The following is a 14,014-nucleotide window of genomic DNA, read 5'->3' on the forward strand; positions in this document are numbered from 1 at the left end:
AAATAGATGATCAATAAAAAAATGATGGGTACAGTAGCAGCATTAGGGATGATGCTAACAGGAGGTACGTTGGTTAGTGCACAAACCAGAACAGCACCGTCTGATGAGAATATTCCTGTAACTTATGACAATAGAAATGTATTACCAGATAGCAATGCACAGTATGGAATGGTTATTCCTACTGCACTTTCATTTACAGATAATAGTCAAACCGCAGATGCGTTATTAGAAATTGTCGGTATTGGTGGATATGATATTGACAACGATTGGCAAGAATTAGAAATTAATGTAAAAGTTTCTTCTAAAAATGGATTCAAACTAAAAAAAGATACACAAGAAGTGGATTATAGATTAACAGTAGGTACGGATGAGTTTACTTCTGGAACTGACGAAAAAATAATTACAACGAAATTTGGCAAAGGAAACAGTACAGTAAAAAAACAAACAGGTACTGCTAATTTAGTAGGAAAAGCAAAAGAAAAAGGTCAATATACAGATACACTAACTTATAAATTTGAAGAAACAAAAAATACACGTGTATAATGTCTGAGAGCTAAACTAATCTAGTTAAAAATATATTTTAACTAGATTAGTTTATTCCATAATATATAAATACTTATTTTTTTAAAGGAGATATCATGAACCATCAAAACTATTTCTCCTACTTTCAGCAAGAATGTCAAAAGGATTATTTAGCATTGGGCTATCCTTTGATCAAAGCGGAAGTGGAGGAACTATGCTTAGTGATGCAGGAAAAAATTGCTGGTATCAATAGCAACAACTTTTTTGAAACGCATGCAGAGATTTTGGGGATTGATGCGCGCTTACAAATCATTTTTTCACTGTTGACAAAAGAAGAAAATGGCATTTTAAGCTATTTAAGTGAGGAAGAAATTTTAGAATTATCAAGGAAAGATTATCCGTATTATATGCGTGAATTATGTGGGTTTCGATCGATTGAATCGACCCCTCATTCGTTGCATTTTTATTGTCAGTAAAAACGGTTCAACCATTGATTCATTGAGACACCAAAGAGGCGCTGTTGCTTAGTTCAACAGCGCCTCTTTGGTTTTAGGCTGTGAGCGTGTCCAAAATGATGCCCTTTTGGTAATCGATGATTGCAACAGACAAATCTTCATTTAAGACGTAGGCTTGATTGGCTGTTTGACTGAGTCCGATTGCTTGACGTGGTGCTTTCAATCCTTGAATGGTTCGAATAACTTGGTTCGTAGTTAAATCAATGACAGAAACCTGGTTACTTCCTTTTTCACCGGTTAAAAGCAGACTCTGATTTACGAGTAAAATACAGCCATAGGGTTCTGTCCCCACAGGTATTTTATTCAAGAGGTTTCCTGTAGTAGAATCAACAATGTTGATCGTATTTTCACTGCTTGAAGCACCGTATAGCAAATTATTTCCTTCATCGAGCGCAATTCCACGAACTTGAGGAATATTTTTTAGGGTGTTGATGATTTGCTTCGTAGTGAGATCTAAGACACGGACATCATCGCCTTGGAAATTGGTGACGTAGGCATAATTATCCGTTGAATCGATCAAAATCCCTTGACGAGGACCAGAAAAACCAGGGATGATTTCTTGTTTTTTCGTAGTGAGGTCAAGAATTGTGACAGAATTTTCGGCTTGATTATTGGCGATGATTTTTTTGCCATCTGCTGTTAAAGCAAACCCAAATACTCCTTTTTTCATAGGATAATTGGTAATGCGTTCAAACGTCATAACATCAAATTCTTGGATACTTCCTAAAGAGCTATCAGAAACAAAAAAGGAACTACTATCTTTTGAAAAAATAATATTTCTTGGAGTAAGGAATCCCGATAATTCTTTGATTTTTTTCTTTGTTTTTAGATCGTATACGAGTAGTTTTTTGCTATCACTTTTACCGACGATTACGATATCTCCTTTTGGTCCAACTGCTAATGTATTATTTTTGATTTCTGGATCAAATAAATTAGAAGACAATGATTTGTTATCATTGGTTTTCGGACGATGGGTATAAAAGCTATACAGGAGACCTGTAACAAATAATAAAATCGCTAAGATATAAGCAGTTTTTTGAAACATAGAAAATCAAACCTTTCATTTTAAGTAGTACATATTTGTTTAACTATCTAATATTAGATAGGAATAATTTCTTTTATTATTGAAATAAGATTGCTCTTAATCATTGAATGATAAAGAATTTTATCAAGAAGGGAATAGGACACTTATAAAGTATATAGTTATATAGTAAGCTATTTTTGAATATGGCTGTATGCTTCAATCGTGATTGTTTTAGATTAGTAGTGCATTAAATATATAGGAATAGAAATGAAAACTGGGGTACTCTTCACCCCAGTTTAGTTGATTTATCTAGATAGTAGAAATACATAGTTTTTAATGTAATCAGGATGAGGGTGTTTAATATAAACTTAAATTCTACTATCTAGATAATATAAATTAAGGGAAAAATATAAATAAACAGGATAAAGACATCATAAAATAAAAAATAAAAGGAGATAAAAAAAAAGCAAAAAATTCTTTTTTTCTTTTTTTTAGATATTTTTTCATTATAAGAAGTATAAAAATATATATTTTAATTTTTTCTAAAATAGTTAGTTTTATTTTTGTATAATTGACAAAAAGTTCTAGAATTTTGTTGTAGTTATACTTAAGTAAGAATAATTTTTTTATTAAATAAAGTGAAAGAACGAAGTGGTAGAATTAGGCTAGGTTGGACTTGATAATGTTTTATTTTTTAGTAGAAATTAACAGATTTCTGTATATGAGATTGATCCAATAATATTGGATCATAAAAAAGAAAAAGTACAATTGATGAGTTCCTAATGAAAGAATATTCATATTAATCAAAGAAACTGTCAGTGTTTACCAATGAATTAGGTGTACTAGTAGACAGAGATTTCCTTAAGAGAAATACATAGTATAAAAAATCGAGTAAAGAGCTTAATGATAAGCTGTTAGATGTTGTTGAAAAAAGTTTTAGTATTATATTGTTAGAAATATACGATTAAGGAGAAAGAGTTCTGCTTTTAGTATTTTTATTCTCCACAGGATTATTTCAATCCTTTATCTGTAGTATGTGCTGTATTGACATTAAAAGATATAAAATGAGGAACAAGATGAATTTTATTGACAGAAACTAGTTAATCATAAAAATAAGTTATTAATATAAAAGAGGTTGAGATAAAAGTGTTTCGCATCAAGAAATAAGAAGGAATTTTCGAAAATGCTACTTTTGTCTCATCGTTTATCCGTTTTTAGAGATATTAAAAGAGACTGAGACATGTGTTGTCTCAGTCTCTTTTTGAAGTTGAATATTTGTACAACTTCTTTGTTCTGAGTGTAGAAAAATAAAAAATGGTTAGTATAGAAAAATGGAGAATGTAATTAGTTGATATCTTATCAGATTCAACTAATTACATTTTATCATTCTAAAAAAAAATAAAAGATAATAATCGATTTTTTGGATAAAAAGAAAAAAGTGATATATAGGATTTTGATATCATTTTATCAAATCAGATGGAAAGGAGAATAGAGAAAAGAATGAAAAAAAGGCTGTTTGTATTAGCATTAGTAACGTTTGGAATGTTAGCGAGTGGACCAGCATTTTCGGAAGAAATAAAAGAAGAGACGACTCTTGGTGTGACAATTACTATACCAGAAAATGGAGGAGAAACACCCATTCCACCCTCTGCTGCGTCTGATTTTACAATTTCCGATCCAGAGAATCCTGGTAATAAAGGAAATAATTTACAGTCTGCTTTTGGGATAGCTTATCAACCAGACATCTTTAATTTTGGACAAGTAGTGTTAAAAGAAAACGGGGGACAAGAAATTTTAGCTAAATTACCACAAACAGGAGATAAAAAATTCCATGTTGGCGTAAAAGCGAAACAGAGAGATGCAACAGGTTGGACATTGAAAGTCGGATTGAAAGGGGCGCTAACTGAACAAGCAGGAATAACGATTGAAATAGGAAATGGAACTGGTGAGGTAAAAGTAAATCAAGGAGACGCTGTGGCTGCTCTTTTGATGGACGCTCCTACAGATATGGTTTTTGGTTCAAAAAATATTCCTGTCAGCAAAACTGAAACTATTGTCATGAAAGGGAAATCTGGTGCAATCCATAATGATGTTTATGACTATGAACTTGGTGAAGTAAAGATGAAGATTGCTGAAGTGAGTCAGGTTAAGGTAGGCGATTACTCTCAGTCATCCTTACAGTGGAATTTGGAAAAGGCACCATAATTGATGTAGGAAGCACCATTTTTAACTTAACAGAGAAAATGATAAGCAAGAGAGGATAAACAAATTGAACAAGATCTGGAAATTATTGGGGGTAGCTTACCTATTGTTTAATTTCGGAATACAGCCTGTAGCGGCCAAAGAAATGGGCGGGTATACCATTGAGGGAGTGCCGAATATCAATCAACTTGATCCTAATCTGGGTTATTTTTACTTACATGAAGAGGTAGGTTCTACTGATACCGTCAAAGTGAAATTGATCAATACTTCCTCTAAAGAAAAAATATTACGAGTAAAAGTGACAAACGCTGTAACTAATAGTAATGGTTTAATTGACTATACCGGAATTTTAGCAGAACATTCTTCGTTGAAGTATCCACTTACAGAGCTTGCAGAAGTTACTCAAAAAGAAGTGGTGGTTCCACAAGAAAGTGAAGTGGAAACAGAAATTAAGCTTACGATGCCAAAAGAACGATTATCAGGAGTAATCATTGGCGGGATCGTTGTATCAGAAAAGTCAACGGAAAACCAAACAAATGGACAGATCTCCTTAGAAAATGCGTATAGCTATACTTTAGGATTAGTGGTTACCAATGAATTAAAAGTAGAACTGAATAAGCATCTGTCAATTGAACTAGAGAAGGTACAAGCAAAATTAGATGCTGGAAGAAAAATCATCGAAGCAAGCTTTTTAAATCCAAATCCTTATATATTTTCCGATGCAAAAGTACAAGGGACTATAGTGAATAAAAAAAATAATCGAGTAATTAAACAATTAACAACGGAATCTGTCAATATTGCCCCGTATTCGGTATACCCTTTCCAATTGGATTGGAAAAAAGAAGATTTAATGCCAGGAACTTATCTATTTAAGGGAATAGTCACAGCCGTGGACAAAAAATGGACACTTGAGAAAGAATTTTCCATTAGCAATGAGCAAGCGAAAACGATCAATCAGGAATCTGTTTATAAAATATCTATTCCATCATGGTTACGTTATATGACTTTGGGAACAGTTAGCGGTAGTTTCTTTGGAACCTTTTATTTGATCTTGAGGAAACGAGTGAAAGTGAGGAAACAAAAATGAAAAAAGCTATATATTTTTTCTTATTGAATAGTTTAGTGTTTACACTGGCTACAGCACAGATAGAGGTCGAGGCAGATGAAAGATCAGAAACTGAAATCGGTGTAACGTTTGTGCGCCCTATTACACCTAATCCGGATAATTTACCTGGTGGAATGAATTCGGAAGAACATAATGGGAATACAGATAACAATAATGAAGAAACAAATAATACACAAGATGAACAGCATGAAAATACGACTAATTATTCAAGTAATCAATCAGTCTCTTTACCTTTCCAAAAGGTAGAAGTGACTACTTTATTAAATAAGAAAGAAGATCACAATAGTAAATATTCAATACCGGAAGATAAAAATTTTACTTTAGGATCACAGGTAAAAAGTTATCCTTCTACAGGCGAAAAGTCCGATCATTTTCTAAAATGGATAGGAGGAATTTTACTGATACTTTGTGTCTGGTTATGGAGAAAAAAAATGAAAGAAGTGGTATAAAATGTATTGGCAACCTATTTTATTATTGGGAATAGGCGGATGCCTACTGATTGGAAATGTCCTCATTTTACTCAGAGATTATAAGCATAATCTGATAGTAGAAGGCCGCAAGAACAAACTTTGGATAAATGCTTTAGTAATTCTTTTATCTATTGGGATTGCTGTCCTAGGGACGATCTATCTTTTTATAATTGATCAGCAACTATAAATAATAGACTAACTTAGGGAGAAAATATGGGAGTATAAAGAGGGAAAAAAGATGAAAAAAAAGTATAAATCAATTGTGTTATTAGCGACAGTAAATCTACTTGCGTCGCCTGTCATCACAACGTATGCGGAAGAGATTCTAGCTAATCCTAAAGTAATGATTGCTGAGGGAGAAGAGAAGAATAAAGAGAAAACAGTAGAAACTGTTTCTACTGCTAATCTTAGTTCGAGTGAGGGAACAGTGCAAACAACAGAAACTTCAACTTCCGAAAAAATAAAAGAAAACCAGGAAGTAGTGACAGATTCATCGAAAAATGGACTGATTAAGTCTACTGATCAACAAGTTACAAGCAGTATCAGTGAAAAGATCGAAACGTCTGTCAGTGAACAGGATAGTGCAGTAGAAAAAAGTGAATCATCAGTAAATAATTTAACTGGAACTAGTGAAAAAACAACGGAAATAATTACTTTTGATTTTTTGGGATTGAGCAATCGTAACTTTGCGACGCTACAATACGAAAATAATGGAAAACTTTCACTGACATTTAAGGGTGGACAAGCACATTCGGGATTTGGAACAAGTACGTAATTTGTTCAGAATACAAAAAATTATTCATATTAGTCATTAGTCTTTCTATCGAAGACTTAACGCTCATGTCCTATCCCAATTTTTTGTTGTTTCAGAGAAGCTTTCGTTTGTGCTATTCCTGATGTCATCCATGGAAATACCCTCTCATAAAGATTATCTAGTGATTGTCGGGATTGATCTTTTAGATTTTCATAAATCGGTTCTGTTTTTCTAGAAGCAGATGTTCCCTTAATTTCAGCATAGATTGTTTCAGGTTTTCTAATATGTGAGCCTATTCCTTTACTTGATGTACTTAAGTCAAGATCAGCATAGATAATTTCTTCCACTTTTACAGTTACATCACTAATTTTTTCTTCTAGTCTTCTTTGGGAGACTCTTTCTCTGTTTCCTTGATTTTTTTTAGCAGATTCCAGTAACCTTTTGCAAATTTCTTCTTTTTGTTGTTTAGTCATAGAGGTATCCACTTTTTTATAGCTAATTGTCGTTTCTTTTCTCTTAGGACGATCTGCTTGCTCTTGTTTTTTTCGTGGCTTTAAGTTTTCGACTAATTGACTAAGCTTTCCCATATGAAAACACTCCTATCAATTTATTTCTGTATAGCTATTTTATTCAGAAACACCTATATAGATTGAATCTATTCGTTTTTTATTGGATTTTGAATATTATGATAAAAATAGCATTAGCAAAAAACAAACCAATATGAAAATTGGTTTGTTTTTTTATTTTGATATAATACTTCTTACCATTTAATACTATCTTTAATTACGATATCTTCCTTTTAGCGTATACATAGCTAATACCTTACCTTCCATCTTTTGAAATAGCTCATTGAACATAAAACCATTTTCTAATTCTAACAAGGTATTTAACGCATACACATGAAATTCATAAGTGTGTGGTTCGTTTGGCGGTGCCATACCTCCATAGCAAGCAGATAATTCTTTTTCTTGCTTGCCTCCTTGTATACTGATCCAGCTATTTAATCCTTGGACAAAATCCTTTGCTTGTTGACTTTCATTTTCTTCGATTTTGGTTCGCGTGATATTAGCAGCTACCCAATGAACCCAAGAAAAACCACCACTGATAGGACAGGCATCTTTATCTTCTAAAAAAATAGCAAAGCTTTTTGTTCCTTCAGGCGCATCAAAAATTTCAAAGGGAAGAGAATAGGTAGGAATCCCATTTTCATTAAAGTGTGTTCCATGTTTTCCATATTTATCGTCAATTATTCCATTTACAACTCCCGAGCTAATCACATACATTGACAACATCCTTTCATCATTATTTTTTCATTTATTATAATGTGCTTTTTTCCCTAGGTAAATTACCCACAAATTTGTCAGTAAGATTTTTCTAGTATTTTTGAAAAACACTATTAACCTTATAGCTTGATCTTATTGTTGATTTTTTTCAATTTCTATACCGATCTGTTGCATGATCATCAAAGCTTGAATGATCTGTTGACCAAAGCTGTCTGTTAAAAAGTATTCTGTTTTTAAAGGATAGACTTTCGTTGCCTCTTTGTCGACAAAACCATCCACCTGTAATTCCTTTAAATGTTCCAACAACATTTTTTGTGAAATTCCTTTGATGTCTCGTTGTAATTGAGCTAGTGTTGTTTTTCCCAAACGTAAACGCCATAAGATAATGGGTTTCCATTTACCACGAATCATGTCATGAACTAGCTCTAAAGGACAGGTATATTTTTTTCTACGTTTCATTTTACTTCCTCCTTTTTTAATAAAAATTTTCTTCCTGCTCTATAGATAACATGTTACTTGAATCAACTATATACCACCATGTTTTCATCATAAAAAATACACTTCCATTTCCAATTTAAACCTATTTGGTCGCTTATCTACATACTAGAGAATCACGTGATAAAAAATCAGTTGGAACTTTAATCGATCCTTGGTATCCCTCCTTAGAAATATATTTTGCTCTACTTACCTTTTTACTTAGTGGTACTTTTTTTGAATGATCCAACTTAAATACTTGGATTTTTTTCTGGATTTCTTTGATTTCTGCTTTCTTTTTTTCAGGAATTTCTCCTGATTTAAAATGCGTGTGAATTAGCTTTTTCGTGATTTTATTCTCTGCAGTTTCTAAGTGTTTAACTTGTTGGACTAAGGCTTTTTTCAAGTGTTTATCTGATACTACTTTCTTTCGCCCAATTTTTTTAATAAAGGATTTATTCGTGTACTCATTCACGAATGATGCCCCTTCCAAGTCATTTAGTTTCTCCAGTAAAGTTAATCGCTGGATTTGGCATAGTTTCTTTTTATAGATCAAAAAGTCACTAAAAGTATATTTCAGCGTTATTTTATCGCAAGAAATTCTATTTGAAAGAGGTAAATTAAGACAAATCCCCCGTAAAGATATTTTATAAGACAGTACTTCTTCTAATTGTTGTGCTAGTATTTTAACCACTTCACTCATTTGCATTTTGCTTTGATTTTGTATTTCTCCAGGAGTAACTTTTGCTTTAGAAAAATTAGTATGTAATTGATCGACATTGTAAGAAGCCATCAATTTATTTAATCCGGCTTTATTCCTATCAATAATCCGTTCCGTCACTTGATTGGTCGATTCTATGACTAATTTTCTCAGTTTATATTTGTTAGTTCCTGTATAAGCCTTCTGATTAATTAACTTCAATACTTCTTCAAATTGATGATCCGCAAATCGTAAAGATTTTTGAATATCTTTTTCTTCAATCTGCAAAGGTAATTGTTTTAATGATGGCAACGAGCCACTTTCAAACGCCGTCAGTAGAAAAATCATCTTCTTTTGATTTGATTTCCTTAATAAATTTAGTTCGACCATATTAGTGTAAAATTTTACTAATTGATTTTTAATAATTGGATCCATTATATTCACCTTTCTTGATATACCTAAATTTTGCTACCAAGGTGAGATTATAAAGATGGCGTTACTTGCTGTCTAATATAATTTTTTATTTTTTATTGATAAAAATAAAAAAAAAAGAAAAATAGTGATTTCGATCAATTTATTTTATTTTTCAATTTAATAGAAAACAGTTTGTATCAAATATATTAATTATTGATTAATCTAATTTAAAAATTTGTTTTTTTAGTTAATATAAAACGAAAGATGAAGAGGATATGATAAAAATGATGAATCAGTCTATTTTCCAATTCCTATCAAAAATAAGCTGAAAACTCTGAAAATAGCTTCACCTATTTTCAATATTTTCCAGCTTAGTACTTCACTAAAATCTCCAACTACAAGAATCTAACTCTTTAATTCGTTATTATTTACGGAGCAGAAGTCAAATTCCATTCAATCATTGCTTGATAATCACCTTTTGCAACAGTTTCAACAGCAGGAATCTCTAAAGTAACCTCTTCTAAGTTATAATCATAGACTCCATCTACCATCGGACTTTCTCCACTCATCAAAACAGAAGGGACTGTATCAATTTTAACATGCGAGTAACCAGTCAATGTCGGATGACCAGACAACTCTTTTAAATCAGTCGTTGCATCGAATTTTTTTGATCCGTCATTGATGTTTTTAGTTATTTTTCCTGTTTCATTCGTGGTCTGAATATAGGCCCCAATAATCAGATCTTTTAACCATTTTAATTTAGCCGTCAATGTCCATGAGCTAGGGGTTTGTCGTTGGTCAAGAACTCCCACATTAAAGGATTCTTTTTTCTTTACTGGGATACTTTGTTCACCTTTTTTATTTAATATCGTGGTATCTGCTTCAAAATTTTTAGGAAAATATGCAATTCCAAACGAATCATAGATATAATCCACTTTATGATTATCACTCGCAGAATAGATCGAGGCTTCTTTCCAACTTGCGATATAAACAGTATCTAATAATTCAAACACTGTGTCTTTATTTTTTTCCTGATTAGCTTTCCAACCATTAAACTCATACCCTGCTCTAACAGGTATGTTTGCTTCTTTAAATGCTTCAAAATTCGCTAATTGGATTTGTTCTACTGTAACAGCACATGAAGTTAAGTAGTGTTTTACTGTCGCAGTATTCGTCGTCCCATCTTGAAAAGTACCACCATTAGCCATTAACTTAGGGAAAGTATGTGGTATCCGATGATCTGATGTAAAAGTGTACTGAAATAATCGTTGATCTTTTGTAACTACCACCAAAGATTTCTGCTGATAAACAAAAAACATGAAACCTTTATCTGTAACATTACTTAAATCAAAACTTGACAAGTCAATTTTTTCTAGACTATCACATTCATTGAACATACGGTTCATATTCGTTGCTGCACTCGTATCAAAGCCAGTCAGTTGAACATTTACAAGTTTTTTACAATTAGAGAACATTCGGGAAAAATCTTTAACTCCTGCTGTATCTAAACATCTAAGATCGACCTCTGTCAAATTAGGGAACGTATCAAATGCACTTTTTAACGTTTTGTTTTGTAACGTCACTTTTCCTGTACCTTCCTGACTAATCGAAAAACTTGTAATATCTTTTGGTATGACAGTACTATTGATTGCTTTTAATTGGACTGGTAAGCCATTCATTGTTTTCGGTACAACAACTTCTTTTGAGGTACCAATATACTTAGTCAAAATGATAGAGTTTTCTGTTTCAGTGTAGTCCCAATCTTGTTGAACTTTAGAAATTTTTCCCTCTTCATCAATCTGATAATTAATAGTGGTTTGATTTCCCTTGGCTTTTAAATTCTCATCATTTACCTGTAATCGGCTTGGCTCAACATGTGTCATTGTGATTATGGTTCCAGCTTTTAACGTCCAACTAAATGTTTCAGCCGATAATTTTTCAGTAGCATTTATTTTTCGATCATAAATTACTGTACCATCTGCTTCCTTAATTTTCAGCATAAAGTAAACTGAATTCCCATACGAAGAATGGGGTTGTGTGCTGCTTGTAGTGAATGAAAAACGATTGCTACCATCTTCAAAATACTTAATTCGACCAAATGTTGCATTACCTAATCCTTTGGTTAGCCATTGTTTAAACATTTCTTGCGCTCTTTCAACTAATGCTATATTCGCTTCTTTTTGTGGACCATCAGCTAATTCGTCTACTAGTACTTTTGCACGATCAATTTTTTCCTGTGTTAAATCACTTACTAAGGTAGTATATTCATTCGTTTCATAAAGTTCTTGTACTCTTTTTAAAATATAGTTATTGATGGCAGTTAACTCTATCGTTCCATCTTCTTTTACATAGAGATACTGTTTATCAAAGAGCACCTGATCATTACTTGATTCAATCGAGTAAACTCCATTCGGCATATTTTCAAAACTTACCTGATTTCCTTTTACTACCACTTCTTTGACAATATCCTGACCATTTTTTAAGCGTAATGAGCTATTTTATATCAATTCGCTATTGTTGATTTTAATGGTCACTTGGCTCTTTAAATTTAGTTTCTGTAATTCATGATTTGTAACAAGTGTCAGTTGTGAGTCAAGATCACTAGACAAGCCTAAATTTTGTAAAGCCTGCGTGATTTGGTTTTCTGGAACCACTTGGGTTACCATAGCAACTGGCTGACTATCATTTTTCAAAAATTGATTGGCAGTTCGATCATCAACCGTCAAGTTCAACAATTGAAAATACGGGATCAGATTATAGTTTTGGGACTGATAACCAAACTCAATAAATAATTGTACAAGATCATTGACCGTCTTTCCTTTACTTGCTAGCTTACGGTGATATTTATTAAATTCGGCAAAACCTTTTTGACCTAACCGCTCTGCAATGAGCATAAATAAAAGTAATTTTTCTTGATAGCCCTGTTGATTATATCCTACATGATTGTCTAGTAAACTTGTTTTTACTCTGTTGATTAATCCCTGTTTATCATTTCTAAATAGCCAACTATCTTTAATAAAATTCGTTAAATATTTTTGCTGATAGTACGTACCATAGACATTATTCAACACATCAACAACGGTCATTTCCTTACTTGGTACCTCATAACCATGGGCAATTTCATGGATCGGTAACCAATTGATTGAAAGATAAGAGGCCATACTTGTAGAATTTTGTGCAGTCCAGTTCCTTCCATAATAGGCTGCACCAGCACCGTGGGCATCTGCTTTGATGAAATATCGTTGTTTTTCCTCTTCATGAATTGGGTCTGGACTGTTGACTTCTAGTCCTGTTAGCTCATCAATCAATTTAAAAACCTGATTATCATATTCATAAACTAATTTAGGAAGGTCAATTTTTCGGATAGTATTGAGATCATTGATAGGAATCAACATTTGAAATTTTTGTCCCTTCACAACAGCAAAACTTGCTTTGCTCTGATTCCATTTATCAAGAAAATCGTTTATTTTTGTGTGTTCATCATAAGCAGGAATTTTTTTAGCTACGCCTTTAGTGATCTTTATTTCAATTTTAGGTTTTTCATTCATCTGTGTACTTGAATACGGTGTGTCGATATATGGAACTAATGAATTAGCTACGTCGATCGTCGTCCACTCCGTAGAAATAGTTTTAGACATTTCCAATTTTGAATCATTTCCAAGCAAACGTAAAGTCACATTCGATTTATACTGACTATTGATTTGACGCACTTGAATCTGTGTTTTACCTTCAAGTACGATGCCTAAGTCTTGTCTATCATGATTTGCTGCCATACGTCGACCTTCTTTTAAAAGATGAGAAGGTTGTGGTAGAGTAAAAATTTCTTGAGTAAGAACACTATTTACTGGGACTATTTCTCCTATCTGATCCAACAGTTTTTGAGCATCTGTTAATATCTGTAATAAGTCAGTCTTCTCTTGTTCTCCAAGTTGATAAGTTCCACTCATCAACTTATTGGTCAACTCGTTGATTTTTACTTGATTGGCCGATTCTGATAACTCTTTTTTTTCTTCATTTTTAAAAAGCGCTAGCACTTGTTCTTTGAGATAAGTACTATCTGTTATATTTGTCAAGGTTTTGTCAGATGCTACTTTATAAGTATACGTTTTTAACGTTCCATCCTTTGACTTATAGTTTTCATCATACACCTTAAAACGGCTAGGTTCAGCGTGATAAATCGTAAGTTGGTCTCCTTCTTTCAATGTAATTTCCTCTTTTTTATTGGATAACCATTCATTACCTTTTATCACTTTAGTATAGGTCTCTATTCCTTGATTTACTATTTTAATTGATACATAAAGTAAATAGACGTAGATATTAATAAACTGAAGATGAAGTAACAATGTGCTTCTTTTAGTGTTTTTTAGGAGTAAGACATGGCGGGGAGGTATTTGTTTTCCTTTGTACGCTTATAAAGAAAAATAAATATGGCTTTTCGTCAAATGGTGTTGGGAGAGATAAATTTGAATAAAAACTTAGTTCAATATCCGGTGTGTACTGTGTGTTCATATTTTTCGGTTTTCAAAAATT

General features: G+C 32.5%; 14 protein-coding genes. 7 read left to right on the forward strand and 7 right to left on the reverse strand.

Going from position 1 to position 14,014, the window contains the following annotated elements; genetic code table 11:
• The first annotated feature begins 6 nt into the window (after nt 1-6).
• Together IGI47_RS04005 and IGI47_RS04010 are read left to right on the forward strand one after the other, a co-directional pair.
• Nucleotides 7-543 carry a hypothetical protein gene (locus IGI47_RS04005; protein WP_438783409.1) on the forward strand — a complete coding sequence of 179 codons (537 nt, stop codon included), beginning with the start codon at nt 7-9 and terminating at the stop codon, nt 541-543.
• Nucleotides 544-638: 95 nt separating this feature from the next.
• Nucleotides 639-998: a DUF7006 family protein gene (locus tag IGI47_RS04010; protein ID WP_438783410.1), complete on the forward strand. Its 360-nt coding sequence runs from the start codon at nt 639-641 to the stop codon at nt 996-998.
• A gap of 73 nt (nt 999-1,071) precedes the next feature.
• Here IGI47_RS04010 and IGI47_RS04015 read toward each other — a convergent pair whose 3' ends face one another.
• Nucleotides 1,072-2,082, reverse strand: coding sequence for a YncE family protein (locus tag IGI47_RS04015; protein WP_438783411.1), 1,011 nt, complete (start codon nt 2,080-2,082; stop codon nt 1,072-1,074).
• 1,479 nt (nt 2,083-3,561) lie between these two features.
• On the opposite strand from IGI47_RS04015, the gene IGI47_RS04020 reads away from it, so the two are divergent.
• The 5 genes from IGI47_RS04020 (at nt 3,562) to IGI47_RS04040 (ending at nt 6,634) form a co-directional block, all read left to right on the forward strand.
• Nucleotides 3,562-4,266, forward strand: coding sequence for a WxL domain-containing protein (locus tag IGI47_RS04020; RefSeq protein ID WP_438783412.1), 705 nt, complete (start codon nt 3,562-3,564; stop codon nt 4,264-4,266).
• A gap of 64 nt (nt 4,267-4,330) precedes the next feature.
• Nucleotides 4,331-5,350 (forward strand): DUF916 and DUF3324 domain-containing protein, encoded by a 1,020-nt coding sequence (locus tag IGI47_RS04025; RefSeq protein WP_438783413.1) that lies wholly within the window; start codon nt 4,331-4,333, stop codon nt 5,348-5,350.
• Nucleotides 5,347-5,838 (forward strand): LPXTG cell wall anchor domain-containing protein, encoded by a 492-nt coding sequence (locus IGI47_RS04030; protein WP_438783414.1) that lies wholly within the window; start codon nt 5,347-5,349, stop codon nt 5,836-5,838. Before IGI47_RS04025 ends, IGI47_RS04030 begins: the two co-directional genes overlap by 4 nt.
• Nucleotide 5,839: 1 nt before the next feature.
• Nucleotides 5,840-6,046, forward strand: coding sequence for a hypothetical protein (locus IGI47_RS04035; RefSeq protein WP_311930345.1), 207 nt, complete (start codon nt 5,840-5,842; stop codon nt 6,044-6,046).
• Nucleotides 6,047-6,097: 51 nt separating this feature from the next.
• Nucleotides 6,098-6,634, forward strand: coding sequence for a hypothetical protein (locus IGI47_RS04040; protein WP_438783415.1), 537 nt, complete (start codon nt 6,098-6,100; stop codon nt 6,632-6,634).
• Between the two features lie 56 nt (nt 6,635-6,690).
• Here IGI47_RS04040 and IGI47_RS04045 read toward each other — a convergent pair whose 3' ends face one another.
• The 6 genes from IGI47_RS04045 to IGI47_RS04070 all read right to left on the reverse strand — a co-directional run bounded on the left by IGI47_RS04045 (nt 6,691) and on the right by IGI47_RS04070 (nt 13,827).
• Nucleotides 6,691-7,200 (reverse strand): hypothetical protein, encoded by a 510-nt coding sequence (locus IGI47_RS04045; RefSeq protein ID WP_438783416.1) that lies wholly within the window; start codon nt 7,198-7,200, stop codon nt 6,691-6,693.
• Between the two features lie 192 nt (nt 7,201-7,392).
• Nucleotides 7,393-7,896: a YbhB/YbcL family Raf kinase inhibitor-like protein gene (locus tag IGI47_RS04050; RefSeq protein WP_311931384.1), complete on the reverse strand. Its 504-nt coding sequence runs from the start codon at nt 7,894-7,896 to the stop codon at nt 7,393-7,395.
• A 132-nt stretch (nt 7,897-8,028) separates the two neighbouring features.
• Complete coding sequence (locus IGI47_RS04055; RefSeq protein ID WP_311931383.1) at nt 8,029-8,355, reverse strand: winged helix-turn-helix transcriptional regulator; 327 nt, start codon at nt 8,353-8,355, stop codon at nt 8,029-8,031.
• Nucleotides 8,356-8,488: 133 nt separating this feature from the next.
• Nucleotides 8,489-9,505, reverse strand: coding sequence for a hypothetical protein (locus tag IGI47_RS04060; protein ID WP_438783417.1), 1,017 nt, complete (start codon nt 9,503-9,505; stop codon nt 8,489-8,491).
• A 407-nt stretch (nt 9,506-9,912) separates the two neighbouring features.
• The gene (locus IGI47_RS04065; RefSeq protein ID WP_438783418.1) at nt 9,913-11,937 is read right to left on the reverse strand and encodes a putative mucin/carbohydrate-binding domain-containing protein; all 2,025 of its coding nucleotides are present in this window, start codon (nt 11,935-11,937) and stop codon (nt 9,913-9,915) included.
• Between the two features lie 45 nt (nt 11,938-11,982).
• A complete protein-coding gene (locus IGI47_RS04070) occupies nt 11,983-13,827 on the reverse strand; it encodes a M60 family metallopeptidase (protein WP_438783419.1) in 1,845 nt (614 codons plus the stop codon).
• Between the last annotated feature and the right edge of the window lie 187 nt (nt 13,828-14,014).

Origin of the sequence: Enterococcus sp. AZ191, from assembly GCF_051713845.1 — a bacterium.
GTDB lineage: Bacteria > Bacillota > Bacilli > Lactobacillales > Enterococcaceae > Enterococcus_B > Enterococcus_B durans.